Origin of the sequence: Anaerovirgula multivorans (genome assembly GCF_900188145.1) — a bacterium.
In the GTDB taxonomy this organism is placed as follows: domain Bacteria; phylum Bacillota; class Clostridia; order Peptostreptococcales; family Natronincolaceae; genus Anaerovirgula; species Anaerovirgula multivorans.
This window is the reverse complement of sequence record NZ_FZOJ01000002.1, coordinates 260,437-287,045: the sequence shown is the minus strand read 5'-3', so window position 1 is coordinate 287,045 and position 26,609 is coordinate 260,437. Positions and strand designations below refer to the sequence as shown.

General features: G+C 37.9%; 23 protein-coding genes and 1 other annotated feature. Of the genes, 20 read left to right on the top strand and 3 right to left on the bottom strand.

Annotated features, from left to right (window positions below; translation table 11 throughout):
• The first annotated feature begins 57 nt into the window (after positions 1-57).
• The 8 genes from CHB72_RS03495 to CHB72_RS03465 all read left to right on the top strand — a co-directional run bounded on the left by CHB72_RS03495 (position 58) and on the right by CHB72_RS03465 (position 7,295).
• Entirely contained in the window at positions 58-1,038 is a 981-nt protein-coding gene (locus CHB72_RS03495) for an acyl-CoA dehydratase activase-related protein (RefSeq protein WP_089281481.1), read from the top strand.
• Entirely contained in the window at positions 1,010-2,119 is a 1,110-nt protein-coding gene (locus CHB72_RS03490; protein ID WP_089281480.1) for a 2-hydroxyacyl-CoA dehydratase, read from the top strand. Before CHB72_RS03495 ends, CHB72_RS03490 begins: the two co-directional genes overlap by 29 nt.
• Positions 2,094-3,077: an acyl-CoA dehydratase activase gene (locus CHB72_RS03485; protein ID WP_089281479.1), complete on the top strand. Its 984-nt coding sequence runs from the start codon at positions 2,094-2,096 to the stop codon at positions 3,075-3,077. The genes CHB72_RS03490 and CHB72_RS03485 overlap by 26 nt, the downstream gene beginning before the upstream one ends.
• Before the next feature lie 466 nt (positions 3,078-3,543).
• Positions 3,544-4,110 carry a glycerol-3-phosphate responsive antiterminator gene (locus tag CHB72_RS03480; RefSeq protein WP_089281478.1) on the top strand — a complete coding sequence of 189 codons (567 nt, stop codon included), beginning with the start codon at positions 3,544-3,546 and terminating at the stop codon, positions 4,108-4,110.
• Positions 4,111-4,598: 488 nt separating this feature from the next.
• Positions 4,599-4,877, top strand: a complete 279-nt coding sequence (locus CHB72_RS27945) for an NAD(P)/FAD-dependent oxidoreductase (RefSeq protein ID WP_330396969.1) — start codon at positions 4,599-4,601, stop codon at positions 4,875-4,877.
• Positions 4,874-5,416, top strand: a complete 543-nt coding sequence (locus CHB72_RS03475; RefSeq protein ID WP_330396968.1) for a (2Fe-2S)-binding protein — start codon at positions 4,874-4,876, stop codon at positions 5,414-5,416. Before CHB72_RS27945 ends, CHB72_RS03475 begins: the two co-directional genes overlap by 4 nt.
• A gap of 179 nt (positions 5,417-5,595) precedes the next feature.
• Positions 5,596-6,861 (top strand): NAD(P)/FAD-dependent oxidoreductase, encoded by a 1,266-nt coding sequence (locus tag CHB72_RS03470; RefSeq protein ID WP_089281477.1) that lies wholly within the window; start codon positions 5,596-5,598, stop codon positions 6,859-6,861.
• Positions 6,858-7,295 (top strand): DUF1667 domain-containing protein, encoded by a 438-nt coding sequence (locus CHB72_RS03465; protein WP_089281476.1) that lies wholly within the window; start codon positions 6,858-6,860, stop codon positions 7,293-7,295. The genes CHB72_RS03470 and CHB72_RS03465 overlap by 4 nt, the downstream gene beginning before the upstream one ends.
• Before the next feature lie 434 nt (positions 7,296-7,729).
• Here CHB72_RS03465 and trpB read toward each other — a convergent pair whose 3' ends face one another.
• The gene (trpB, locus tag CHB72_RS03460; protein ID WP_089281475.1) at positions 7,730-8,923 is read right to left on the bottom strand and encodes a tryptophan synthase subunit beta; all 1,194 of its coding nucleotides are present in this window, start codon (positions 8,921-8,923) and stop codon (positions 7,730-7,732) included.
• A gap of 91 nt (positions 8,924-9,014) precedes the next feature.
• Positions 9,015-9,250, bottom strand: a binding site (T-box leader).
• A gap of 295 nt (positions 9,251-9,545) precedes the next feature.
• Between trpB and CHB72_RS03455 the strand changes: the two genes are divergently transcribed.
• The 8 genes from CHB72_RS03455 (at position 9,546) to CHB72_RS03420 (ending at position 18,128) form a co-directional block, all read left to right on the top strand.
• A complete protein-coding gene (locus tag CHB72_RS03455; RefSeq protein WP_089281474.1) occupies positions 9,546-10,112 on the top strand; it encodes a glycerol-3-phosphate responsive antiterminator in 567 nt (188 codons plus the stop codon).
• A gap of 138 nt (positions 10,113-10,250) precedes the next feature.
• A complete protein-coding gene (locus CHB72_RS03450; RefSeq protein ID WP_089281473.1) occupies positions 10,251-11,072 on the top strand; it encodes an MIP/aquaporin family protein in 822 nt (273 codons plus the stop codon).
• Between the two features lie 92 nt (positions 11,073-11,164).
• On the top strand, positions 11,165-12,688 hold the full coding sequence (gene glpK / locus CHB72_RS03445) for a glycerol kinase GlpK (protein WP_089281472.1): 1,524 nt from the start codon (positions 11,165-11,167) through the stop codon (positions 12,686-12,688).
• A gap of 404 nt (positions 12,689-13,092) precedes the next feature.
• Positions 13,093-14,550, top strand: a complete 1,458-nt coding sequence (locus CHB72_RS03440) for an NAD(P)/FAD-dependent oxidoreductase (RefSeq protein ID WP_089281471.1) — start codon at positions 13,093-13,095, stop codon at positions 14,548-14,550.
• Between the two features lie 36 nt (positions 14,551-14,586).
• Positions 14,587-15,867, top strand: a complete 1,281-nt coding sequence (locus CHB72_RS03435; protein WP_089281470.1) for an NAD(P)/FAD-dependent oxidoreductase — start codon at positions 14,587-14,589, stop codon at positions 15,865-15,867.
• On the top strand, positions 15,857-16,219 hold the full coding sequence (locus CHB72_RS03430) for a DUF1667 domain-containing protein (RefSeq protein WP_089281469.1): 363 nt from the start codon (positions 15,857-15,859) through the stop codon (positions 16,217-16,219). Before CHB72_RS03435 ends, CHB72_RS03430 begins: the two co-directional genes overlap by 11 nt.
• Positions 16,220-16,237: 18 nt before the next feature.
• Positions 16,238-17,650, top strand: a complete 1,413-nt coding sequence (locus CHB72_RS03425) for a sigma-54 interaction domain-containing protein (protein ID WP_089281468.1) — start codon at positions 16,238-16,240, stop codon at positions 17,648-17,650.
• Between the two features lie 211 nt (positions 17,651-17,861).
• Positions 17,862-18,128 carry a hypothetical protein gene (locus CHB72_RS03420; RefSeq protein WP_089281467.1) on the top strand — a complete coding sequence of 89 codons (267 nt, stop codon included), beginning with the start codon at positions 17,862-17,864 and terminating at the stop codon, positions 18,126-18,128.
• A 33-nt stretch (positions 18,129-18,161) separates the two neighbouring features.
• Here CHB72_RS03420 and CHB72_RS03415 read toward each other — a convergent pair whose 3' ends face one another.
• Both CHB72_RS03415 and CHB72_RS03410 read right to left on the bottom strand, forming a co-directional pair.
• Positions 18,162-19,895 (bottom strand): ABC transporter ATP-binding protein, encoded by a 1,734-nt coding sequence (locus tag CHB72_RS03415; RefSeq protein ID WP_242975018.1) that lies wholly within the window; start codon positions 19,893-19,895, stop codon positions 18,162-18,164.
• The gene (locus tag CHB72_RS03410) at positions 19,895-21,646 is read right to left on the bottom strand and encodes an ABC transporter ATP-binding protein (RefSeq protein WP_089281466.1); all 1,752 of its coding nucleotides are present in this window, start codon (positions 21,644-21,646) and stop codon (positions 19,895-19,897) included. The genes CHB72_RS03415 and CHB72_RS03410 overlap by 1 nt, the downstream gene beginning before the upstream one ends.
• A gap of 203 nt (positions 21,647-21,849) precedes the next feature.
• On the opposite strand from CHB72_RS03410, the gene CHB72_RS03405 reads away from it, so the two are divergent.
• The 4 genes from CHB72_RS03405 to CHB72_RS03390 all read left to right on the top strand — a co-directional run bounded on the left by CHB72_RS03405 (position 21,850) and on the right by CHB72_RS03390 (position 26,549).
• Complete coding sequence (locus CHB72_RS03405; protein WP_176431170.1) at positions 21,850-22,473, top strand: TetR/AcrR family transcriptional regulator; 624 nt, start codon at positions 21,850-21,852, stop codon at positions 22,471-22,473.
• 413 nt (positions 22,474-22,886) lie between these two features.
• Positions 22,887-23,510, top strand: a complete 624-nt coding sequence (locus CHB72_RS03400) for a hypothetical protein (protein WP_242975017.1) — start codon at positions 22,887-22,889, stop codon at positions 23,508-23,510.
• A 13-nt stretch (positions 23,511-23,523) separates the two neighbouring features.
• Positions 23,524-24,993, top strand: coding sequence for a flotillin family protein (locus CHB72_RS03395; RefSeq protein WP_089281464.1), 1,470 nt, complete (start codon positions 23,524-23,526; stop codon positions 24,991-24,993).
• 341 nt (positions 24,994-25,334) lie between these two features.
• Positions 25,335-26,549 (top strand): GGDEF domain-containing protein, encoded by a 1,215-nt coding sequence (locus CHB72_RS03390; RefSeq protein WP_089281463.1) that lies wholly within the window; start codon positions 25,335-25,337, stop codon positions 26,547-26,549.
• Positions 26,550-26,609: the final 60 nt, after the last annotated feature.

Sequence of the window (26,609 nt, the reverse complement as noted above, 5' to 3'; positions counted from 1 at the left end):
AAGTATAGTATTAAATTGTTTTGTACATAATATACAGATGTTGAAGGGAGGAATACTATGGCGATTAAAATTGGCATACCAAGAGGATTGTGGTTTTATGATTATTATCCTCTATGGAAAAGCTTTTATGAAGAGCTGGGAGCAGAAGTGGTTTTGTCGAACCCTACTAATAAAAAAATATTAGATGAAGGTGTGAAAAACACAGTAGACGAAGCCTGTTTGCCAGTGAAAATATTTCATGGCCATGTATTAGACTTAAAGGATAAGGCAGATTTTATATTTTTGCCGAAAATCATGAGTGTTTATGAGAAGGAATATATTTGTCCTAAGTTTTGCGGACTGCCAGAAATGGTTACTCATTCTATCAAAGGATTGCCACCTATCATTGATACAGAAGTAAATTTCAACCGTTCCAGAAAAAGCTTAATGAGAACAGTCTATAGCTTCGGCAGCTATGTTACAAAGAATCCTATTACTATTCGAAGAGCTTATAAAAAAGCATTGGAGAGTTATCATGATTACAAATTGAAGATTAAAGCAGGAAACTATCCAATTAATGGAGACTTTTCTAGTAGGGATGAAAAAAAATCTTCCATAACAATTGCTGTTATGGGACATTCTTATAATATATATGACAATTACGGATCAATGGGCTTAATTAATAAATTGAAAGAACAGAATATACATGTAATAACACCAGAAATGGTGGACTATCGTAAGATTAATGAATATGCTGAAACCCTTGAGAAAAAAATGTTTTGGAGTTATGGAAGAAAACTTTTGGGGACAGCTATGTATTTTACAGATGCTAAAAATATTGATGGCATTGTTTACTTATCTTCCTTTGGCTGTGGTATTGATTCCATTATTGAGGAATTAGTAGAGAGAAAGACAAGGAAGCGTGGAGGGATGCCTTTTCTATTGATCACAGTAGATGAACATACTGGGGAAGCGGGGGTTAACACACGCTTAGAAGCATTTATTGACATGATTGAATGGAGGAAGAGAAATGAAAGCAACCTTTCCACACATGGGTAACCAATATGTTGCAGCAAAGGTATTGTTAGAGGAGTTAGGGGTAGACATCGTCATTCCTCCTCAATGCAGTCAAGATACTTTAGAAATAGGCACGAAATATTCTCCAGAGTCTATCTGCCTACCGCTCAAAGTGAATATAGGCAATCTTGTGGAAAGTGCTAAGGCGGGAGCTGATACGGTTGTTTTTTCTGGCAGCTGCGGTCCCTGTAGGTTCGGCTATTATTCTGTTTTAGAAAAGGAAATATTAAGGGAATTAGGGCATGAAATGGAGTTTATTTTATTTGATCCACCTCAAGGAGATTATAGAACCTTTATTAGCAGAATATTTAAGTTAGCTCAAACTTCAAATCCTTATAAAATAGGAAAAGCATTAAGGCGAGGTGTACAGATTTTATATCAGGTGGATGCACTTGATAAGGCAGCTCATTATAAAAGACCGAGACAGAGGGAAATAGGAAAAGTAGATTTTTACTATGATAAATTCCATAAAGAAGTAAGAAACACCTGTTGTTATAAAGAAACTTCTCGATTAATAGAAGAAATAAAACAACAGATTATGAATATAGAAGAAGATCCTACTAGAGAAGTATTGAAGGTAGGTATTGTTGGAGAAATCTATACGATTATAGAACCCTTTGTTAATTTGAACGTTGAGAGAAAGTTAGGTGAAATGGGAGTAGAAATAGAAAAATCTTTAGAAGTGAGCCGATGGCTTACAGAGCATCTATTTTTAAGTCCCCTTAAGTTAACCAGTGAAGGAAAAATTCATAAAGCAGCAAAGCCCTATTTAAAGACCATGATTGGTGGTCATGCTAGAGAAACCATAGGCTATACTGTTGAATATGCAGAGAGAGGATTTGATGGAGTAATACAAATCTATCCTTTAACCTGCATGCCAGAAATTGTTGCACAAAGTATATTGCCTACGGTAGAGCAGGATTATAATATACCTTACCTCTGCCTCATTGTTGATGAGATGACAGGAGAAGCAGGGTATACCACTAGGCTAGAAGCCTTTATAGATCTTCTAAGACGAAGAAAGGAGAGACAGGAAAGTGAAGAACTGTTATCTAGGCATTGATGTTGGTTCTGTTAGTACGAATATCGTACTAATGGATGAAAATAATGAAATTATTGACAAAATATATACAAAAACCCAAGGAAAACCTATTGATGCGATACAAAGAGGATTAAAGGAGATAAAATCTAACATAGAAGAAGAGATTAAAGTGAAGGGAGTAGGAACCACCGGGAGTGGTAGGCATTTAGCCTCCATGATTGTAGGGGGAGATGTTGTGAAAAATGAAATAACTGCCCATGGTGTTGCAGCTTTAAACTTTGTGGATGGGGTAAAAACCATTATAGAAATAGGTGGACAGGATTCAAAGATTATCTTATTAAGAGATAATATTATTAGTGATTTTGCCATGAATACCGTATGTGCAGCTGGAACAGGCTCCTTTCTAGACCGACAGGCAGCAAGGTTGGGGATAGAAATTGAAAATTTTGGTGAAATGGCACTACAATCTCAAAATCCTGTAAGAATTGCAGGCAGATGTGCTGTTTTCGCAGAATCTGATATGATTCATAAACAACAACTAGGACATAATCAAGAAGATATCATAAAAGGTCTTTGTGATGCTTTAGTGAGAAACTTTCTAAACAACCTTGCTAAAGGTAAAGAAATCGTCGGTCCCATTGTTTTTCAAGGGGGTGTGGCAGCTAATGTAGGGATTAAAAAATCCTTTGAAGAGGCTTTAGGATTAGAAGTATTTGTGCCACCTCACCATGAAGTGATGGGAGCTATAGGTTGCTGTTTATTGGCAAAGGAGAATGTTGTTAAAAATCCTCAGACGAAATTTAATGGATTTGAAATTATTAATTCAGGCTATAACGTAAAGGGAATCGAATGTCAGGACTGCTCGAATATGTGTGAAGTTCTAGAGATTGTTCAAGATGGCAGAATCATGGCCCGTTGGGGAGATAAATGTGGTAAGTGGAATAATGCATTGAAGAATGAAAGTGAGAAGCTAGCTTAATTCTATGGCCCTCATGTAACAGCAATGTTGTATGGGGGTATTATTATTGAGAGGCAGAAAATACTTTACAAAGGAAGGGACATATGTTAAGATGTAAACTATAAATGTTAGAATATTTAACTTATTCTACCTATTCTACCTAATAACTAGTGATTTAGAAGCAATCATTATTAAAAAGTTAATAATATTATTATTGACAGGAGAATTGGAGTGTCAACAAAAAGTAACGCGGTTATTAAAAGTGTTATTTTATTGTTGATTTTTTTGTACCCTTTTTAGATGATTGTCCATTTTTAAAGGGGAGGATTATAGTTTAAAATTGGTTATCTATAGTTCCTTTTAAAAAGTGAAATTTTGTGATATGATGTTTAATTAAAGAGACTCTTGCAGTAGTTCCTTCAATAATCTGGAATATTTTACTCAAACAACGTAGGAATTAAGAAATAACTTATAAAGGATTGATGTTATGAATCAAATAGTAATTGAGAGAGTAGAAACGAATCCAATTATTGCGGCTGTTCAAAACGAAGGAGATGTGGAGAATGCCATTATCTCTGATGTAACAACTATTTTTTTGCTATGTGCGGACATTTTTAATGTAAAAATGCTTGTTGATAAAATAAAGGATGCAAATAAAAGCGTTTTAATTCATATAGATTTTTTAGAAGGCATAGGAAAAGATGCCAAAGCCATTGATTATATCATCCAAGTGATCAAACCAGACGGTGTGATTAGCACCAAGAGTAGTCATATTAAGCTTGCAAAGGAAAAAGGAATGTTCACTATTCAAAGGTTTTTTTTGATAGATAATAAATCCTATGACATGACAATAAAAAGTGTAAAATCTATACAACCGGATATGATTGAAATTATGCCTGGAGTGATGCCTGGGGTGATTAGACGAATTACTAGACAGTTGTCTACTCCTGTGATTGCAGGAGGGTTGATAAGTAGTAAACAGGATATTGTAGAAGCATTAAAGGCAGGAGCTTTAGGAGCATCAACAGGAAAAAAGGAATTATGGGAGTTGTAGAGAAAGACCATTAAGTGAATATATTTGGCTGAGACTAGGAGAGCCGTGGAACTAAATCTATTGAATAAATAGGTTGTGGTTTACACGGCTCTTTTTTTCTGGAGATATAAATATGCGCTATTAGATTTTAATTTTAATATGCACGCCCGCGGCTAAAAGATGTAGCCACAGACTAGCAAATATAGGCCCTTAGTGTATTAAAATTAAGATTTATGAGCGTATGTCTATATAGATAACCAATTTTAAACCTTAATAAATAATACACGTTCCTGTGGTTTCGCCAGTGGATAACTCCTACAACTCACCCCGATGTCAAATCCTGAAATTTGCGAACTCGCTACGCTCAAACACACAAATTTCTTACGGATTTAACATCTCCGTTCGGTGGGAGTTATAGCCACTGTCTGCAAATACACTCACTTAGTATTATTTATTAAGATCTATGGTTGGTTATCTATAGATGTTTTTTCATAAAGGGAGGAATAGCAATGTTTGATATTGCAGTTATTGGAGCAGGTATAACAGGCACTTTTATTGCCAGAGAACTTTCAAAATATCAATTGAGGGTGGTAATAATTGAGAAGGATAATGATGTTGCCAATAGAACCACAAAGGCCAATAGTGCTATTGTTCACGCGGGGTATGATGCGGCAGAAGGAACATTAAAGGCTAAACTAAATGTAAGAGGAAATGAAATGTACGAAGTAGTCTGTAAGGAACTCCAGGTGCCCTTCAAAAGAATAGGATCTTTAGTAATAGCCAAATGAGTTTTGGTCATGTTGTTACCTCCTTTACAGGATTAAGGGCAAAGACTGAAGGCGAGGATTTTATTGTTGAGGAATCACAGGAATCTTCAGGGCTTTTGAATGTGGCGGCGATTGATTCTCCAGGCCTTACAGCAGCTCCAGCTATTGCGGAGTATGTAGTAGAGCTAATAAAAAACAAATTAGGTAATATGCAAAAAAGAGCAGACTTCAATCCTAACAGAAGACCTAATATACATTTTATGGAATTATCTGATACTGAAAAAGCAAAGCTTATTCAAGAAGATCCTAGGTATGGAAGAATTATTTGTCGCTGTGAACAAATTACTGAAGGAGAAATTATAGATGTAATTAAAAGAAAGGTTGGAGCAAGAACCTTAGACGGAGTAAAAAGAAGGGCGAGACCAGGTTCAGGAAGATGCCAAGGGGGGTTATGTGCTCCAAGAGTAATGGAGATTATTGCTAGAGAGTTGGGAATAGATATTACTGAGGTTGTGAAGGATAGTGAAGATTCTTATATATTAACAGGGAAAACGAAGTGATATAGATATATGTCTTTATACTTAAATTTTAATATACACGGTCTACGGTTTCGCCCTTGGCGCAAAAGCATAGCCAAGGACTGCAAATGTAGTCCTTACTATATTAAAATTTATAAGCGAATATCCATATACTTTCGTTAATTTAGATAATATTTTAGCAAAGGGTAGGAGGAAATATTGTGTTTAACTATGAGATCGTGGTGATCGGTGGAGGTCCAGCGGGGCTAGCGGCTGCCATTGAGGCACGGAAAAATGGAGCTAAAAATATATTAGTAATAGAACGTGATAGAGAATTAGGTGGAATTCTACAGCAATGTATTCATAATGGCTTTGGACTCCATGTCTTTAAAGAGGAGCTAACGGGTCCAGAATATGCAGAAAAATTTATTCAAGAGCTTATAACGATGGGAATTGAATATAAACTAGATACAATGGTACTTGAGGTTACTGACAATAGACAGATTACTGCTATGAATACAATCGATGGAATCATTCATATACAAGCTAAGGCAGTGATACTAGCAATGGGTTGCCGAGAAAGAACTAGAGGGGCTATTAGAATTCCTGGCACTCGACCAGCGGGAGTTTTAACAGCTGGAACGGCTCAGCGCTTTGTGAATATGGAAGGCTATATGATTGGAAAAAGAGTAGTAATACTTGGTTCAGGAGATATTGGTCTGATCATGGCGAGACGACTTACTTTAGAAGGAGCTGAAGTACTGGCTGTAGCAGAGCTAATGCCCTTTTCTGGCGGATTAACAAGAAACATCGTTCAATGCTTGGAGGATTTTAACATTCCCCTTCTTCTAAATCACACAGTGGTAGATATAGAAGGACATGATCGAGTAGAAGCTGTAACCATTGCCCAAGTAGATGAAGGATTTAAAGCAATACAGGGGACAGAAAAAAGGTTTGAATGTGATACCTTGTTGCTATCCGTTGGACTAATTCCAGAAAATGAGCTTTCGAAGTCTGCTGGTATAGCGTTGGATAAAGTTACTGGAGGACCAATCGTCAATGAATCTATGGAAACTTCCATAGAAGGAATTTTTGCCTGTGGTAATGTGGTTCATGTCCACGACTTAGTAGACTGGGTTACAGAAGAAAGTAAAAGGGCTGGTAGAAGTGCTGCCCAATATATAAAAGGAAAGTTAACTAGTAAAGGAAAAACTATAAAATTGAAGGGTACCAATGGAGTACGTTACGTGGTTCCACATCTACTAAAGATAGAAAATATAGCAGAATCAATTGAATTAATGATGCGAGTGGATAATATTTACAGAAATGTAAAATTAGTTGTAAGAGGTAATGGAGAAGTAATAAAAGAGATAAAGCGAAAGCATGCTACTCCTGGAGAAATGGAAACCATTAAGGTAACATTAAAGGAATTATCTTTAGGGGATTATGATGAAATATCAGTAGGAATTGTGAAGGGAGAGGAATGATGGTGGAAGCTAAAGATATGGTGTGTATCGTATGCCCTTTAGGATGCAAGCTAAAGGTAACTAAAGATAATGCTAGTGAAGCAGGGTTTGCAGTTGAAGGAAACAAATGCCCTAGAGGTTTAGATTATGGAATAAAGGAAATGACGAATCCTACTAGGGTATTGACCACAACAGTAAAAATAACCCATGCTGCTTTAAATAGGATTCCTGTACGAACTAAAGGAGCTATTCCTAAACCTCTAATATTTCAGGCAATGAAGTTGATGAATGAGGTAGAGGTTAAGGCACCAGTAAAAGTAGGGCAAGTGGTTATTAAAAACATCTTAGGCACAGGAATAGATGTTATCGCCTCTAGAAGTATATATAAAAAAGCAGAACTCAACCATTATTTTTGTCATTCCCAAAGGAAAGATTTCGCAGAACTTATCATATAGATAACCAATTTTAAACTTCAATTGCACTCTGTGAAAGTGACTGACAGCAAATCAAAGATTTGGGTCATCTACTTTTGATATACACGGTCTACAGTTTCGCTCAAAACCATGGGCTGCAAATGTAGCCCTTAGTATATCAAAATTTCACCTTGTATAAGTGACTGACATGAAATCATAGATTTCAGTCATCTGCTTAAGTTCTGTAGTTGGTTACCCATATAAATATGTGACTGAGAAACCTAATTTAGAAATGGTCGCATGCTATTCCCTACGCTACGCAATTAAATTTTGTGTAGGTTGGATCTGATGGTCTTATATGCGATATCATGCAAAAAGATTACAAATAAAAAAATGAAAAGGACTAGGCCTTAATACTTTCATTTTCTTTCGTTGAAAGTATGTAAAGCCTAGTTCTTATTTTAGTCTATAGGAATTTATAAACTCCTATATTTACCTTCGATCATTTCCTTCACCTGCTTAACATCCTTATCCCCTCTGCCAGAAAGATTCACGATAATAATTTTATCCTTTGGCAATGTTTTTGCCAGTTTAGCAGCATAAGCAATAGCATGAGCACTTTCAATGGCGGGAATAATGCCCTCAGTTTTAGATAGCTGAAAAAAAGCATTCATAGCTTCATCATCAGTAATAGCAACGTATTCACCTCTGCCTATTTTCTTGTAATAACTGTGCTCTGGGCCAACCCCTGGATAATCAAGACCGGCTGCTATAGAATGGACTGGTAGTGGTTCACCCTTTTCATCCTGCAAAGTATAGCACTTAAATCCATGAATGATACCAACTGTTCCTTTAGAAATAGAAGCCGCGTGTTCTGATGTATCAAGCCCTCTTCCGGCAGGCTCTACTCCTATGATTTTAACTTCTTTATCATTTACAAATGGATGAAATAAGCCAATGGCATTGCTTCCTCCACCTACACTGGCTATAAGATAGTCTGGAAGCCTTCCCTCCGCCTCTAAGATTTGTCTTCGTGCCTCTATGCCAATAATACTTTGGAATTCCCGTACCATAGTGGGATAAGGATGAGGGCCTACAGCTGATCCTAATAAATAAAAGGTATTTTCGGCGTTCATTACAAAATCCTCTAGTGCTGCATCAACTGCATCCTTCAAAGTAGCAGTACCACTTGTTACAGGTACAACCTTGGCACCCAGCATTTCCATTCGGAACACATTCAATTCTTGTCTTTTTGTATCAATTTCACCCATGTATATGATACAATCCATACCCATCAAAGCACATACCGTAGCTGTAGCTACTCCATGTTGTCCCGCTCCAGTTTCTGCAATTATTCTTTTTTTGTTCATTTTCTTAGCTAATAAAACCTGTCCAACGGCATTATTAATTTTGTGAGCACCTGTATGGTTTAGATCCTCTCGTTTTAAATATATTTTCCCTCCTCCGATCTGTTGTGTTAAGCTTTCAGCATAATAGAGGGGGTTTTCTCTGCCAATATATTGTTTTTGATAGTATTGCAGTTCACGAAGAAATTCCGGATCATCAATATACTGATAGAAGTTCTCTTCCACTTCTGCTAAAACTTTTTTCAATGCTTCAGGAACAAAAGCTCCTCCAAATTCTCCAAAATATCCATTATTTTTTTCCATTTTAAATCCCATCCCTTCATTCTTACTTATTTTCTTTCTTAACAAACAATATTATTGCAAATAAAAAACCTCTATACATTCAATAGAATGCATAGAGGACGAATTCTCGCGGTGCCACCTCAATAGGTAAATTTACCCACTTTTTCAGATACAGGCATCTATCTACCGATATCCTATCTCTATAACGGGAGAATCCCGGGTCACCTACTGATTGATTCAGTTTCCACTCATAAGCCCATTCATTATGCTTTCCAATATCGGACTCTCACCAATGCCGACTCTCTGGGACTTTCTAGCATAACTACTCCTCTTATTCAACGTTTTATTATTTGTTAATTATAATTATAATAATAAGAAAATCATAGACTGTCAAGGTTTTTTTGATAATATTCTGTATCTTTCTCTGGGCTACTAAATTCTATAAAATGGATATTAAGAACATTTTACTTAATTCTTGATACTTTTTATCAATCAACAGTATAAATTTCACAAAATGTTGATATATTTTATCAATAAAATAATTACAGAAAAGGAGTTGATCAAGAGAAGAATCAGAAAAGTTCCAATTCTAATTTTGGCACGAATTTTGCAAATAATAAAAAATAAATAGGGGGAGTAGCTAGTGAGAAAACGTTTCTTTGAAAAAATAGAAAAAAATCCTATTATAGCAGCAGTAAATGATTTAGATAAATTGGATATGACAATAAAATCTCCTGCGGAAATTATATTCTTGTTAAACGGCAATATTTTAAACTTAAAGGAAATTGTTCATAAGGTCAAAGCTGCTGAAAAGGATGTATATGTACATCTGGACTTAATGGGGGGATTCTCCAAAGATATGATGGCTTTGAAATATATTAATGAAAATATTCAACCAGATGGAATCATAACTACAAAAAGTAATCTGATTAAATTTGCCAAAGATATGAATATGTTTGCAATACAAAGGTTATTTATATTAGATTCTTTATCGTTGGAAACAGCTATAAAAACTATTCATTCTGTAAAGCCAGATGCAGTAGAGATACTTCCAGGAGTGATGCCTAAAATTATAAAAACTATTTATGAAAAAACAAATACTGCTGTTGTAGCTGGTGGATTAATTCAAGATAAAGATGATGTTATACAATCGGTGAAAGCTGGAGCAATGGCAATTTCAACCAGCAAAAAAGAGGTTTGGTATATGTAGAAAAAATTATAGAAAAACGTTCCTATGATTATAACAAAATCTTTTTTCAGTGGTATAAGAAAATTTGAAGGGAGGGAGAACGTAAAGAAATTTATAATCAAAAATGAAATTTTAAAAAAGTAAAGAGGAGGGTAATCAATGAACAAAAAAACTTTAAAAGGGGAACTAATATCTGAATTTATTGGGGCATTTATTTTACTATTCTTTGGAGCTGGCTGTGTAGCAACACTAGTGCTTAAAGGGAATCCCTATAATGGTTGGGATATCGCTTTAATTTGGGGTTTTGGAGTGACAATGGCAATTTATATTACTGGAGCGGTATCAGGGACACATATTAATCCAGCAGTAACAATTGCGTTAGCCACCTTTAGAGGATTTCCATGGAAAAAGGTGGTGCCCTATATCATTGCTCAAACGGCAGGTACTTTTACAGGAGCAGCGATGGTTTTTGCACTATACAGCAAATCCTTTACAGCTTTTGAAGCATCTACTGGAATGATAAGAGGCAGCATAGATAGTGTTGCTACGGCGGGTATTTTTTCAACCTATCCTCAAGCCTATTTATCAAATATGCATGCATTATTTGTTGAAATCGTTATCACGGCAGTGTTATTAATGGTGATTTTTGCTTTGGGAGATGCAAAGAACGTTAATGCTCCAAAAGGTAAATATGCTCCATTTGGAGCATTATTAATAGGTATTACAATCGCTATTATAGGAGGTTCATTTGGAGCCTTGACAGGATTTGCTATGAACCCTGCAAGGGATTTTGGACCTAAATTATTTACATCTTTAGCAGGATGGGGTAGGATTGGTTTACCAGCACCTAATAATTACTTCTGGGTGCCTATTGTAGGGCCAGTCATCGGGGGCTTGATTGGCGGATTTTTGTATGAAAATGCAGTGAGCAAATATATTGTCCCAGGTGAAGAAGTACAAGAAGCCAGTGAAGTAAACTAGTCATTGAAGGTAAGAAATTCATTGAAGGTAAAAATTTTTTTTAGAGCTTTTAATTATTTGAAAACATAGTCTAAATACGAGGAGGGTTTAATTTGAAGAAATATATATTAGCCTTAGATCAAGGTACAACTAGTTCAAGAGCAATATTATTTGATTATGAAGGAAAAATTGCTGGTGTAGCACAAAAGGAATTTACACAAATATATCCAAAGGCTGGATGGGTAGAGCATGACGCAATGGAAATATGGGGTTCACAAAGTGGTGTAGCTAGAGAAGTTTTGGAAAAAACTGGTGCTAACCCTCATGAAATAGCTGCTATTGGTATTACCAATCAGAGAGAGACAACTGTAGTTTGGGAAAAAGCGACTGGAAAGCCTATCTATAATGCCATTGTTTGGCAATGTAGAAGAACAGCAGGTATCTGTGACGAATTAAAGGCTAGAGGATTAGAAGGCTATATTAGAGACAATACAGGTCTTGTGGTAGATGCATATTTTTCAGGAACAAAAGTTAAATGGATCCTTGACAATGTAAAAGGAGCTAGAGAAAAAGCTGAAAAGGGTGAATTATTGTTCGGAAATATTGATACATGGCTAATTTGGAATCTAACAAGAGGGAAAGTATATGTAACTGATTATTCAAATGCTTCAAGAACAATGCTTTATAATATAAAAGAATTGAAATGGGATGAGAAAATTCTTGCTGAACTAAATATTCCAGCAGCTATGTTACCAGAAGTTAAACCTTCTAGCACCGTTTATGGATATACAGACCCTCAAACCTTTGGTGCAGCAGAAATACCAATTGCTGGTGCTGCTGGTGACCAACAGGCCGCTTTATTTGGGCAAGCATGTTTTGAGCCTGGTATGGCTAAAAATACATACGGTACAGGATGCTTTATGCTTATGAACACTGGAGAAAAATTTGTTCCATCTAATAACGGCTTATTAACTACTTTAGCATGGGGTGCTGATGGCAAAGTTGAATATGCTTTAGAAGGAAGCATATTTGTAGCTGGAGCTTCTGTTCAGTGGTTAAGAGACGAGTTGAAAATTATCCGTGATGCACAGGAGACAGAGTATCTTGCAACTAAAGTAGAAGATTCTAATGGTGTATACATGGTACCTGCTTTTGTAGGTATGGGAGCTCCCTATTGGGATATGTATGCTAGAGGAACCATTGTTGGTTTAACAAGAGGTGCCAAGGCAGAACACCTTATTAGAGCGACACTAGAGTCTATTGCATACCAAACAAGAGACGTTTTAGAGGCAATGCAAGAGGATTCAGGAATTGATCTACAAACATTAAAGGTAGATGGTGGAGCTGTTGCCAATAATTTCTTAATGCAATTCCAGTCAGACATTCTTGGTGTTGAGGTTGATAGACCAGAAGTAACAGAAACTACAGCCCTTGGTGCCGCGTACCTTGCAGGGTTAGCAGTTGGATTCTGGGAAAGCAAAGAAGAAATTGCTAAGAAGTGGAAGGTTGAGAGACAGTTTGCTCCAGCTATGGAAGAAGGAAATAAAGAAAAATTATATAAAGGCTGGAAGAAAGCAGTTAACCGTGCCCTTAAATGGGAATTAGACGAAGAAGAGGTAGCTGAAGCTACAGTTTAATTGAAAATTCTGGTAAATATTTCTTTACAATTGTTTCAAATAGCAATAAAATGAGACTTAATTCAGAGGGGGTTTTTACTCCCACTGAATTGTAGCCGAATTTACTTCGAGGATGTAGTGCTTGATCTCCCGCTTTAAGTAGACAACCGAAAGTTTGGTTTCTAACTTTCGTGTTGGTCACTTAGTTTGTTTATCTAGAAGAAGCGGGAGTCTTAGCAATACACCGAAGGATAAACTTATATTAAGAAAAGTAAATCATAATTAAATATCATGGGTGAGGGATGGAGAGCCATGCAAATTAACCTATTGGGAAATAGGTATGATTAGCATGGCTTTTGTTTTATTTTTGAAAATTAAGAAAAATTCAAACGATGCTTTCTTTGAGAGAAAAGGGAGGAATAAAAATGTATGATGTAGCTATTATTGGAGCTGGTATTATAGGGAGCAATATAGCTAGAGAATTATCCAAATATAATTTGAGGATTATTTTATTAGAAAAGGAAAACGATGTTGCCAATGGGACAACAAAGGCAAATAGTGCAATTGTCCATGCAGGGTATGATGCGAAACCAGGGACATTAAAAGGAAAATTAAATGCTTTGGGTAATAGGATGTATGAGAACTTATGCAAGGAACTAGAGGTTCCTTTTAAACGAATAGGTTCTTTAGTGATAGCTTTTAATGAAGAAGAAATGAAGATTATTAAAGATTTATACGAGAAAGGCAAAATTAATGGTGTTCCTGATATGGAAATCTTGAATAAAGAAAAACTGCAGCATTTGGAGCCCAATTTGAATGATGATGTAGTAGGTGGATTATATGCACCAACAGGGGGAATTGTTGGACCCTTTGAACTTGCCATTGCTTTAGCTGAAAATGCTGTTGATAATGGAGTGGAATTACAGATAAATAGTGAGGTGAAGGATATTCAGAAATTAGAGGAGGGATATCAGCTATTTACAGAAAAGGGAGAAATAAAGGCGAAGTATGTTATTAATGCAGCTGGATTATTTGCTGATAGTATTCATAATATGGTAAGCCCTCCTACCTTTGAAATTATACCAAATAGAGGCCAATATAACCTTTTAGATAAAAATTCAGGCAAACATGTAAATACTGTTATCTTTCAATGCCCAACATCCTATGGGAAAGGTGTAGTTGTCTTACCTACAGTTCATGGTAACCTTTTAGTGGGACCAAGTGCTGAAGCAGTAGATAGAAAAGATGCTCTTGAAAGCAGTATGGAAGGACTAAGTTTTATAAAAGAAAAGGCACAGAAAACAGTAGAAAGTATAAGGTTCAATGATGTTATTACTTCCTTTGCAGGCTTAAGGGCCAAAACATCCTCAGGAGATTTTATTATTGAAGAATCAAAAGAGGCAAAAGGGTTTATTAATGTAGCAGCCATTGACTCCCCGGGATTATCTTCAGCCCCAGCCATTGCTGAATATGTAGTGAATTTATTGAAAGGTATTGCTGGTGAATTTGAAAAGAATATTAATTTTAATCCAAAGCGTAGACCAGTTGTACACTTTATAGAACTACCGGATGAGGAAAAAGCAAAGTTAATAGAAAAAGATCCTCGATATGGAAGGATTATATGTAGATGTGAAAATATTACTGAAGGAGAGATTGTAGATATCATAAAAAGAAATGCTGGAGCCACCACAGTTGATGGGGTTAAAAGAAGGGCACGTCCTGGATCGGGAAGATGCCAAGGCGGCTTCTGCAGTCCAAGGGTTATGGAAATTCTTGCAAGAGAGTTAAATGTAGATATAACTGAAATAGTAAAGGATGGGAAAAATTCTTATATTTTAACAGGATCTACGAAAAAAACAAAAGTCCAATTGCAGGAAGCTTAACAATTGAAATCGAAAAGGAAACTGGAGGGGAATACTATGTTAGACTATGATGTTGTAGTAATAGGTGGAGGACCTGCAGGACTTGCAGCGGCTATAGAAGCAAAGAAAAATGGGATAGATCATATATTGGTGATTGAAAGGGAGAGAGAATTAGGCGGCATATTACAACAATGCATTCACAATGGCTTTGGTTTACACGTATTTAAAGAAGAATTAACAGGACCTGAATATGCTGAAAGGTTCATTATAGAATTACGCGAACTAGGTATTGAGTATAAGCTAGATACAATGGTGCTGAATATAACAAAAGACAAAGACTTAACAGCTATAAATGCAATAGATGGTCTTATGTATATCCGTGCAAAGGCAATTATTCTTTCAATGGGATGTAGAGAGAGAACGAGAGGAGCTATAAATATACCTGGTTCAAGATCTGCTGGCATATTCACTGCTGGAACTGCACAGCGTTTCGTTAATATGGAGGGATATATGGTAGGTAAGAAAGTTGTTATTCTAGGCTCAGGAGATATAGGCTTAATCATGGCAAGAAGAATGACTTTAGAAGGAGCAGAAGTAATAGCTGTTGTTGAATTGATGCCTTATTCAGGTGGTTTAACCCGCAACATTGTACAATGTCTAGATGATTTTAATATTCCATTATTATTAAGTCATACTGTTATCGATATAAAGGGGAAAGATAGATTGGAAGGTATTACCATTGCAAAGACAGCTGAAAATAGAAAGCCCATTGTTGGAACAGAGAGATATATTGAATGTGATACCTTATTGTTGTCGGTTGGATTGATTCCAGAAAATGAATTATCTAAAGGAGCTGAAGTAGAATTAAATGAAGTTACTGGGGGACCTGTAGTTAATGAATCTATGGAGACCTCTATTGGAGGTATATTTGCCTGTGGCAATGTTGTACATGTACATGATTTGGTAGACTGGGTTACAGAAGAAAGCAGAAGAGCTGGAAAAAGTGCAGCTAAGTATGTGAAAAATCAATTAAGTTCTGGGTGTGTTGGGTTGAATACCAAACCTGAAAGAGGTATTCGATATATAGTGCCCCAAAGAGTAAGATTGAATAATGTTGAAGATACATTAAACCTATATATGAGGGTAGACAACATCTATCATAATACTAACATAGTAGTTAAAGCTGATGGAAAGTTGATTAAGAAAATTAAAAAAATTCACTTAACTCCTGGGGAAATGGAAACGGTTACATTGCCTATCCATGACTTAAAAGAGCAACAAATTAGAGAAATTACAGTAGAAATTCAAAAAGAGGGGGGCATAAATTATGGAAACTAAGGAAATGGTATGTATTGTTTGTCCTTTAGGATGCAAGCTACAGATAGAGGTTATTAGTGAAGCAGAAGAGAAATACAAAGTAGAGGGTAATAAATGTTCAAGAGGTGAAGTGTATGGAATAAATGAACTTATAAATCCAACGAGAGTTTTGACATCTACAATAAAGATTAAAAATTCTCACTTAAGTAGATTACCAGTAAAAACTTGTGGAACCGTATCAAAACATTTAATTGGAGAATGTATGAAGGAGATTGATGCTGTAGAAATTGAAGCACCAGTTAAAGCAGGGGACATCATTATAGAGAATATAGTAGACACGGGGGTAGATATTGTAGCTTCTAGAAGTATGTAAGTAAAGGGGAGAAAAGTAATGGCTAAGGTTACTAGTATCCATAAAAAGAAGAAAGCAGAATCTATTGAAGCAATCAATGGGGATTTCAATTGTGTTTTTGATTGTATAGATGAAGGTGTAGTAATTGTTAATAACGAAGGAGAAATTGTATATGCTAATCCCGCTTATGAGGGAATGTTTCGCGTTAGTAGAACTACTATCATAGGTAAAAATATTTTTTGTGTTTTAAATGATGATGCTATGATTAAAGCTTTTAAGCAAAAGAAAAAAATAAAAGGAAAATTAAACTATTGTATTAACACGAATCAAATATATGTATCGGCTTCACCAATATATGAAGAAAATCATTTTAAAGGGGCTATTGGTATTTATACGGATAAACTTCCTAACAATGAGCAAAATCATTTAAGCAAAATTGTTCCTTTAAATCAATCCAATGAAATTTCAGAAATTAAGGTAAATAATTATTTCCAGAAAATAGTTACAAATAGCAGAAATATGAAAGAAGCTCTATTCGTTGCTGAAAGAGCTTCAAAGGTTCCTTCTACAGTACTGATAAGGGGTGAGAGTGGCACGGGTAAAGAGTTGGTGGCCAAGGCAATATATTATTCCAGCAATAGAAAGAACAAACCCTTTATAAGAGTTAATTGTGGAGCTATACCATCGGCTTTATTGGAATCAGAATTATTTGGACATGAACAGGGAGCATTTACTGGTGCAATTAAGAAAAAAATTGGCAAATTTGAAGAAGCAAATGGAGGCACTCTTTTCTTAGATGAAATTGGTGACATGCCTATAGACATGCAGGTGAAAATCTTAAGAGTTCTTCAAGAAAAAGAATTTGAACGGGTGGGAGGCAATGAAACGATAAAATGTGATGTTAGGTTTTTGGCAGCTACCCATCGCAATTTAGAAGAGTTAGTCAAAAAAGAAGAATTTAGAGAAGATTTATATTATAGATTGAATGTAATTTCTGTTCATATACCTTCTTTAAGAGAGCGTATTGAAGATATTAATGATCTTTGCATTTATTTTATTGATAAAATAAATGCAAAGACAGGGTGTGGAGTAAAAGGAATATCTAAAGAGGTGGAAGAAGCTTTTTACCAATATAACTGGCCTGGCAATGTTAGAGAGTTAGAAAATCTAATGGAATCTTTAATTGTTTTGGCTGAAGGTGATATAATACAATTGTCAGAAATCCCTCATTACATTTCAAATATATATCATATCAATAATTATGGTATTAAAGATAGCCCATTGATTAATACGGGAAAAAAAGGAGAACTGCCTACATTAGAAGAATATGAAAAAGAAATCATTAAATTAGCTTTAGACAAGTATGGCAGCTTTAACGCAGCGGGAAAAGCCTTAGGTGTTACCCACAGAACCATTGCTTTGAAGGCTAGAAAATATAATATTGTTGATTAAATAACTGAAGCTAATTAATTGATTAAAGAGAAGAAAGAGTTCAGGCTTTGACGAGTTAAGCCTGAATTCTTTCCACTTTTATTTAGTATTATACTATGATGCTAGCATAAATTTCTATTTTGTAAATGGTAAATGGACAAACAACATGTTTGTCCATTATCTATGAATCAGCAAATCAAGAGATATTAGATACAGTGAAAAAAAGATAAATATGTTAAACATAGTAGAACGTTTAAAGCATCTATTGGATATAGGAATGCAATCGGTTTTTTGTACATTTGTTTTAAGATTGCCAGGGGAAACAGAGAAGATATTAAAAGAGACGTTAGATTTGATGACAGAATTAAACAATATAGGTGTTAATGTATATACATCTCTTGCTACACCGTTCCCAGGTACCTATTCATGTAATCATGCCGAAGAATTAAATATATTAATTACTGAAACTTCGCACATGATTAATTTCTATGAACCTTGAAAATTCAATAACTGACAACATAATTCCTTTGATCTATACAGCCCATTGCTCGGCTTGGCGCTGCTGCTCTACCATCTGCGCGTACCAGCCTCCAGTCCGCATCAGTTCCTTATGGTTGCCGAATTCCATGATTTCGCCTTGGTTCAGCACCAAAATGTTGTCCGCGCCCATGATGGTGTTCAGCCGGTGGGCGATGACAAACACGGTCTTGTTTTGCATTAAGCGGTCAAAGGCAGCTTGAATCTCCCGCTCATTGTCGGCATCCAGGCTGGAGGTGGTTTCATCCAGCAGAACGATGGGTGCATCCTTTAGCAGCGCCCGTGCAATAGAGATGCGCTGGCGTTCACCGCCCGATATGGTGGACCCACCTTCGCCAATCATCGTGTCATAACCGTTCTCCATCGTCACAATAAAGTCGTGGCAGTTGGCGGACCGCGCCGCTGAAATTACTTCCGCATCGCTGGCATCCGGCTTGCCCACCTTGATGTTATTCATGATCGTATCGTTCAAAAGGTACACATCCTGAAAGACCACCGCCATGTTTGCCGTGAGCGCATCGGGGGAAATATCTCGGATATCCTGACCGCCTATGGTAATCCTGCCGCCCGTCACATCCCAAAAGCGGGAAAGCAGGCTAACAATGGTTGTTTTGCCCGAACCGGAGGGACCTATGAGTGCCGTGGTGGTGCCTTGCTTTGCGGCAAAGGAAATATCTTTCAGCACCTGTTCCTTGCCGGTATAGCTGAAGGAAACATGGTCAAAAGCGATGTCGGCATTGGACGCCTTCAAAGTTTCCTTCTCATAGGAAAACGGCTTTTCTCCCAGTACGGAGAGCATATTTTCACAGGCCCGGTTCAAAGAGCGCACCTGCGGGTACAGGGAACCGAGGGTGGACATCATGCTGGAAACTGAAACCGCAATGAGTAGCACCGCAATAAAGCTGACCGGCTCCATACTTTGGACGGTCAGGAGGTATGCGCCTAAAATCAGGGCGATGGGAATCAGGCAGGATGTCACCGTGGAAAAGCTGAGTATAAAAGGCAGCAGGGACAGCTCTGCCTTGGTCGATTCCTTTTTCAGCCCCAGCAGGGCGTCATCCAGCCGGGAGAAGCGTTCGCCTGTCAGGTTGTACAGCCGGAAGGTCTTGATGCCGCCGATGTACTCCAGCAGGTGGGAAACAACATTCTCTTTTGCGGAATGGGTACGCTTTCCACTCCGGGCGGAAAGCGTACCGGAGATATTCAGCAGCGGCAGCCCCAGCAGGGCGATGACTCCAATGGCAATGCCGAATTTCCAATCCAGCGCAAAGGCAATGAGCAGGGAAAAGACGCTGAAGGCGATTGCTTTAACCAAATCGCAGACGCAGTGGGTCAAGATGGTTTCAAAATCACTCACATCGGTGGTGAGAATGGCGTTAAGCCTGCCCTGGCTGTTCTGATTGAAAAAGCCAAGATTCAGGCTGCGGATATGGTTGCCCAGAGACAGCCGCAGCTTTTTGGAGATGACTGGGCCGTCGTGCTGTACCTTGCTTAAACTGATGGCCTGGGTGACACAGCGTAGCAGAAAGACGCCCAACAGAATGAGGGAATACAGCTTTAACTTTTCAAAGGTAAAGATGCTGTCGGCCAGATCGATCAGAATAAAGATCATCACGCCGTACATGCAGGAATTGAGCATGGAATCCAGCACGGAGAGCAGGATCACCGGAATCAACTTGCCGGAATCTTTCCCGGCGATTTTGCGGATGTTCAGTATCATATCTCGCATCAGGAAGCCACCTCCCTCATTGCTTCGCAGTATGTTTGCCACATGGACGCATACGCGCCGCCGCTTGCCACCAAGTCATGATGGGTGCCACATTCCATCAAATTGCCACTTTGGAACACGCAAATCTGATCCGCCCCCACAATAGTGTGCAGACGGTGGGCAATCATCACCGTGGTTTTGCTCTCCAGCAGGCTCTCCAAAGCAAGCTGTATCTTGCGCTCATTTTCAATGTCAGTGAAGCTGGTGGCCTCGTCGAAAATCAGGATGGGCGCGTCTTTGAGGATGGCTCTGGCGATGCAAACGCGCTGGCGCTCACCACCCGATAGCTTCACGCCCTCACTTCCAATCACAGTATCATACCCTTTGGGCAGGCTCATGATGAAATCATGGATCTGTGCGCTCTTGGCGGCGACCTCCACCTCCTGCCGGGTGCAGCCGTGCTTGCCCATAGCGATGTTCTCGTAAAGGGTATCATTCAGCATAAAGGCTTCTTGAAACACGAAGGACATATTGTCCATCAGGTTGTCGGCCTCCAGTTCCCGGATGTCAATGCCGTCGATGCGGATAGCGCCTTTGGACACATCCCAAAAACGGGGAACAAGCTGGGCCGCCGTGCTTTTGCCCGCGCCAGACGGCCCGACAAAAGCAGTCAGTGAGTCGATAGGCAAATCAAGAGAGAAGTTATGTAGAACCTCTTGCTGGTCGTAGGCAAAGGAGACGTTTTCGTAGGTCAGGCTGTGGCTCTCGGTGGGCAACAGAGTTTTGTTGCCATTTCCCATAGCCGGGATGTCCATGATTTCTTTGATACGCACAATCCCCGAAGAAATCTGGCTGAATATCTGCGCGAAATTCGCCAGGTTTATATAGGAGCTTAAAAACACGATACTCATGATGGCAAAAAAAATGTAGGAGGAAAGGGCGAGGCTTCCGGTCAGGTAGAGGTATCCCCCAAGTGGCAGGACGAAAAACAAGCCGGATTCTATGATAACCGTGATGATGGCGCTGGGCGGCGACAGGATTTTTGCCGCTCTCCACCATGCGTTGTTGTAGCTGGAGATGGTGTCGGCGTATTCCCGGTAGGAATCGGCGGTCAGGTTATAGGTTTTCATCACCGGCATCCCGTTTATATATTGCAGGATGACGGCGCTTTGCTTGCCGGCCAGCCAGTAAAATTCATCCATCGGATTTTTGCTGGTAACGAGCATGATGACCTGCGTCAGTGTGGTCAGCACGATGGGAAGCAGCAGAATAAGCGACATCCACACGTTGATCGTGAACAGGTAAACCAGCACCGCCACTGGCACCACGATGGCCACCACAATGTCGGGGATCTGATGGGCGAAGAACATTTCCAGCCGTTCCACATCCTCCATCATTATCTTTTTGATTTCACCTGTGCTGTTTCCGGTAAAAAAGCCAAGGTTCACCTTGCCCAAATGCCGACACAATTCCCTGCGCACATGGTACAGGATGTTGTAGGCGTTCACATGGGTCATAGCAGCGGAAATGGCTTGAAAGACAAAACGCAAGACAATTGCCACTATCGCGATGATGCCGTTTTGCATGGCGCTGCCTGCGCCTCCTTCTCCAAAGAGAAGCAGGATTGTCCTGAAAATCATCAGGAATGGCACGAAGGTGCAAAGACCGGACAGAACGCTGAAACCGATGGCAACCGCCAGAATAAGCTTCTTACTGTTTGCCAAGCCCAGCAGATAGCGGACTCCCGCTTTATTGTTGTTTTTTGTTTTCATTTTGTTCGCTCCTTTTCCAACACAGATTAGCTTCGGCTAACTCTTTATGCAAAAGAGCGCCGCACTCTCTGCGGCATTTTTTGAGAAAAACGAGACAACTGTCTCTTTTTATGATATTATTATAGCAAAGATATCGGCCGGCGCAATACTCCAGGCGAAAAAGAGACAGTATTCAAAAAATGTCGCAGAGCAGGAGAAATACGATGAAAAAGAATGAAGCCCAGCAGTGGATGATGGATGCGCTCCTTCGCCTGATGGAGAAGAAGCCTTACAAGGAAATCAAAATTATGGAGATCGTGAAAGAAGCGGGGCTGGCTCGCTGTACTTTTTACCGGCACTTTTCTGATAAGGAGCAGGTGCTGCTGCGCTGCTGTGAAAGTGTTGTCGGGCAGCTCCGGGATAGAATCTCACAAGATTTCGACAACACGCTTTACAAAACTGCGCTGGCCTATTTTGGCTTTTGGGTAAAGCACCGGGCGTTTTTTGAAATACTGAACAACAGCAAAATGCTGTATTTCTTTTTACAGAATTACGATGACCTGATGTTCAGTATTTCCAAGGAGATTAAGCCGGAGCATGCGGGAACGCAGGGAACTGACTTTTCACCCAAAATCCGCTACCACTTCTTTTTCGGAATGGAGGGCTTATGGGGCATGGCCTACCGCTGGATGCTAAACGGTTGTAAAGAGACGCCGGAGGAACTGGCGCAGTATTTGGTGGCCTACATTGTGGAAACTTACGAAGGAGAACCGGATTGCCAGTATTACGACCAGCACCAAACCTATCCGTATGACCCTTGCTTTATCAAGCCCGGGCATGAGATTTAGGAGTGGTTCATAGCTGGCTCCGCAGCGATATCACTATTATAAAGGGGAACAGGTGAAGGGATAACAACTCCATTCGCCTGTTTCCACACTCAGAGACCAAAAGATAAGCTCTTTATTAAGAACTTTTCAATTTTTTCTGAATTGACGCCTTCGCTTTATCTATGGAATACTTGACTATACGCATAAATGAATGAACATTGAAATAATGTCTTCTCACGATGTTCCTCCAATCATAAGATTATGCAAACATAATTTTGTGATTGGAGGAATATTCATATTATCTTTAAGTATTCTTACATAGGCATGTTTGAAGAACCCTCTACTTCATGTAATAGTAAAATGTTGCATAAAAAATTAACAGAAAAAATATATTTATTTTAAGAGGGATTTGTAAAAATATGGAGAAGTATATTATGTTAGAAACATTGTCAGAAAGGGGGAAAAACGAATTGATAGATAGGCTTACAGAATTGGTTGTTCTTGAACGTATTTACTGGTATTTAGCAATTCCTTTTACAGTTTTATTTATTATCCAGTTGGCAACTACCTTTATAGGTTTAGATAGTGCAGATGGGATGGAGGGTGTAGAAGAAGGACTAGATGTAGACGATGATTTCGAACCTGGATCAACCTTTAACTTATTTACAGTAAAAAATTTCATTACTTTTTTTACTGTTTTTGGATGGTCAGGAATAACCTTTTCAAATGCAGGAATGGGTAATTTTATTACTTTATTGCTATCTGCCATACTTGGAATCGTAGTGATGCTTATTGTGTCAGCTCTTTTTTATTTTGCAACTAAATTAACCTATAATGGAACAATGCAAATAGAACATGCGAAAGGAGCTACTGGGAAAGTATATATACCTATTCCCGCTAAAAGAAATGGTGTGGGAAAGGTAAGCATTACTTTTCAAGATTCTTTTAGAGAGTTAGAAGCAATGACAGATGATGAAAATTCTATTTCTACGGGAACCGTGGTTGAAGTAATGGATGTTGTAAGTAACAGAATTTTATTGGTTAAAAAAAATAACTAAGGGGGATTAACAAATGGGTGAAGCGTATGGTGTAATACTTGTAACTGTTATAGTGGTTATTATTTTTGGTACAATTGCAGCTTTATTTTCTAGGTACAAAAAGTGTCCATCAGATAAGATATTGGTTATATACGGTAAAGTTGGTAAAGGAGAATTTGGAAACAACTCTTCAAAATGTATCCATGGGGGAGCTGCTTTTATTTGGCCAGTAATACAGTATTCCGAATTTTTGGACCTCACACCTATATCAATAGAAGTAAATCTTCAAAAGGCACTTAGTAAGCAGAATATAAGGGTAGATGTTCCTTCAAGATTTACTGTGGGTATTTCTACAGAGCCAGGAGTAATGCAAAATGCCGCAGAAAGACTGTTGGGATTAAAGCTTGCTGAAATACAAGAACTAGCTAAGGATATCATATTTGGTCAGTTAAGGTTGGTTATAGCCACAATGGACATAGAAGAAATCAATACAGATAGAGATAAATTTTTAGAGGCAGTATCCAGTAATGTAGAAACTGAACTGAAAAAAATCGGTTTAAGACTGATCAATGTAAACGTAACAGATATTAATGACGAGTCAGGATATATAGATGCATTAGGTAAAGAAGCTGCTGCAAAGGCTGTTAATGATGCGAAGAAAAGTGTTGCTGAGAAGAATAAAGATGGTTCTATTGGTGAAGCCAATGCCTTTAGAGATCAAAGGGTACAGGTTGCTGAAGCAAATGCTACTGCAGTAGAGGGAGAAAACAGATCTAAAATTACGGTTGCAAATTCTGAGGCAGAAAGAAGAGAAAAAGCAGCGGAGGCAGAAAGAAAAGCCTCAGCGGCTGAAAAAATACAAGCTGCAAAAGCATTAGAAGAGTCCTACTCTGCAGAAGAAGAGGCGGAAAAAGCTAGGGCAAAAAGAGAAAAGGCTACAAAAGAGGCGGATGTTATCGTTCAAGCAGAAATTCAAAAGCAAAAGCTTGAAATTGAAGCAGAAGCACAGGCCGAAGAATTTAGAAGAAAAGCCAAAGGTGAAGCAGACGCTATTTTTGCCAAAATGGATGCTGAGGCTAGGGGTACCAAGGAAATGCTTGTAAAGCAAGCTGAAGGTTTTAACAAGATAGTAGAAGCTGCAGGAGGAGAAACTGAAAAAGCAGTAATGCTAATGATCGTAGATAAGCTGCCAGAGCTAGTGAAAATACAAGTAGAAGCTATAAAAGGAATAAATATCGACAAAGTAACTGTATGGGATAATACAGGAGGAAAAGAAGGTGGGAAAACAGCCACTGCAAACTTTTTATCTGGAATGATGCAATCACTTCCGCCATTACAAGACATATTTAATAGCGCTGGTCTTCAATTACCGGAATATTTATTGAAAAACAAAGAGACCAGTGATGATAAAACATCTCTTGAAAAAAATAATGAAGAAGAAGGATATATTGATGTTGAGGAAGATGATTTAAAGAAAGGTGAACTACAAGGAGCCGAAAATTAAAGTTATTTTAAGTATCTTATGCCAGGAAGAAGAAGCCAGAGGGGAAACTCTCTGGCTTCTAAACTAACCATATTTTATGAGTCCGCCATGCGATGAAATGATTGCATGGTTTTATGTTGTAGAGGTTTAACAAGCTAATTGACATCAGCTACTGATATTTGTTACTTTTAAAATTAGGCATCACTACCTAATTTGTTAGGTCAAAGAGAAATGTACAAATTTCGACAGGAAATAGAGATTTTTCGTTGAATTATATAAGAGATAATTTTGTTGCACTCTGTGAAAGTGACTGACACCAAATCAAAGATTTGTGTCACCTACTTTTAGAAAGGAACGTACAATTGAAAAAAGCTTTTAATTTACTCATATCATTCTTTATTCCTTTTGGGCTCTTATTTTTTGCTTATATCATTTATTTGAATATAGAAATGCTTCCACCTTTATGGATAGAGTCTTTGCGATATGCTCCCCATACATTATTTCTTATTAGTATGTTGTTAGGGAGTTGGTTTAATAAGAGCAAGGTGCTTTTTATTGCATTTACCTTAGCTGTGGCCTACTGGAGTTACTCCTATGTTCCTTTATCAATGACTTCTTTATATTATCCTAATGATGCATTTCAATTTTTGGTAACACTAGGGATTCCCATTAATTTATTATTATTTTCTTTTTTGAGAGAAAGAGGAATTTTAAGTCTGTGGGGCAAACTAAAGGTTCTAATGATCATGGTCCAAGGATGGAGTATAACCTATTTAATAAATAGAAAGCCTAACTATGTTGAAGACTATTTTAAAAAAAGTTTATTGATACAGCTGCCGGTAGGGTTTGATTGGGATGTCGATAAAATGATGCTATTGTTTATTATCACAGCGATAGCTTTATTCATAAAAGCTATTTTGAAGGATGATTTTATGGATAAAGCATTCCTTAGCATTCTAACAGCTATGCTAGTAGTAATCTATTCTGTCAAAGTGGAGATAGGTTATGCCATATTTTTCAGCGCAGCAGGTCTTATGCTTATTGTTGCTATCATTCAATCCTCCTATAAAATGGCTTATATTGATGAATTAACCCAAATTCCGTCACGACGGGCATTGGAAGAGGAATTATTGAAATTAGGAGGCCAGTATACCATTGCAATGATAGATATTGATTTTTTTAAGAAGTTTAATGATCGCTATGGTCATGACATAGGAGATGATGTATTAAGGATGGTGGCAGCTTGTTTAAAGAGGGTAGGGGGGAGCGGAAAGGCTTTTCGATATGGAGGAGAAGAATTTACTATTGTGTTTCATAATAGAGGTATGGAAGAAGTAACATCTTATCTTGAAGAGCTAAGAAAAAGGGTTTCTCAAAAAACCTATGATTATAAAGGAAAGAAAAAAGCAGGGAGCAGAAAGAAGAGCAAACCACAATCAAAGAAGTTACATGTGACAATCAGTATCGGAATAGCTGAAAAGAATGAAATTTATTCAATACCAGAAGAGGTAAGGAAATCAGCAGACAAAGCTCTCTATCGGGCAAAGAAAAAAGGTAGAAATTGCGTATGTAAATAAAGAAGCTAATCTATGGTTTTTGTGCCAAAGGTTAGCTTCTTTTAAATATTTCATAATAAG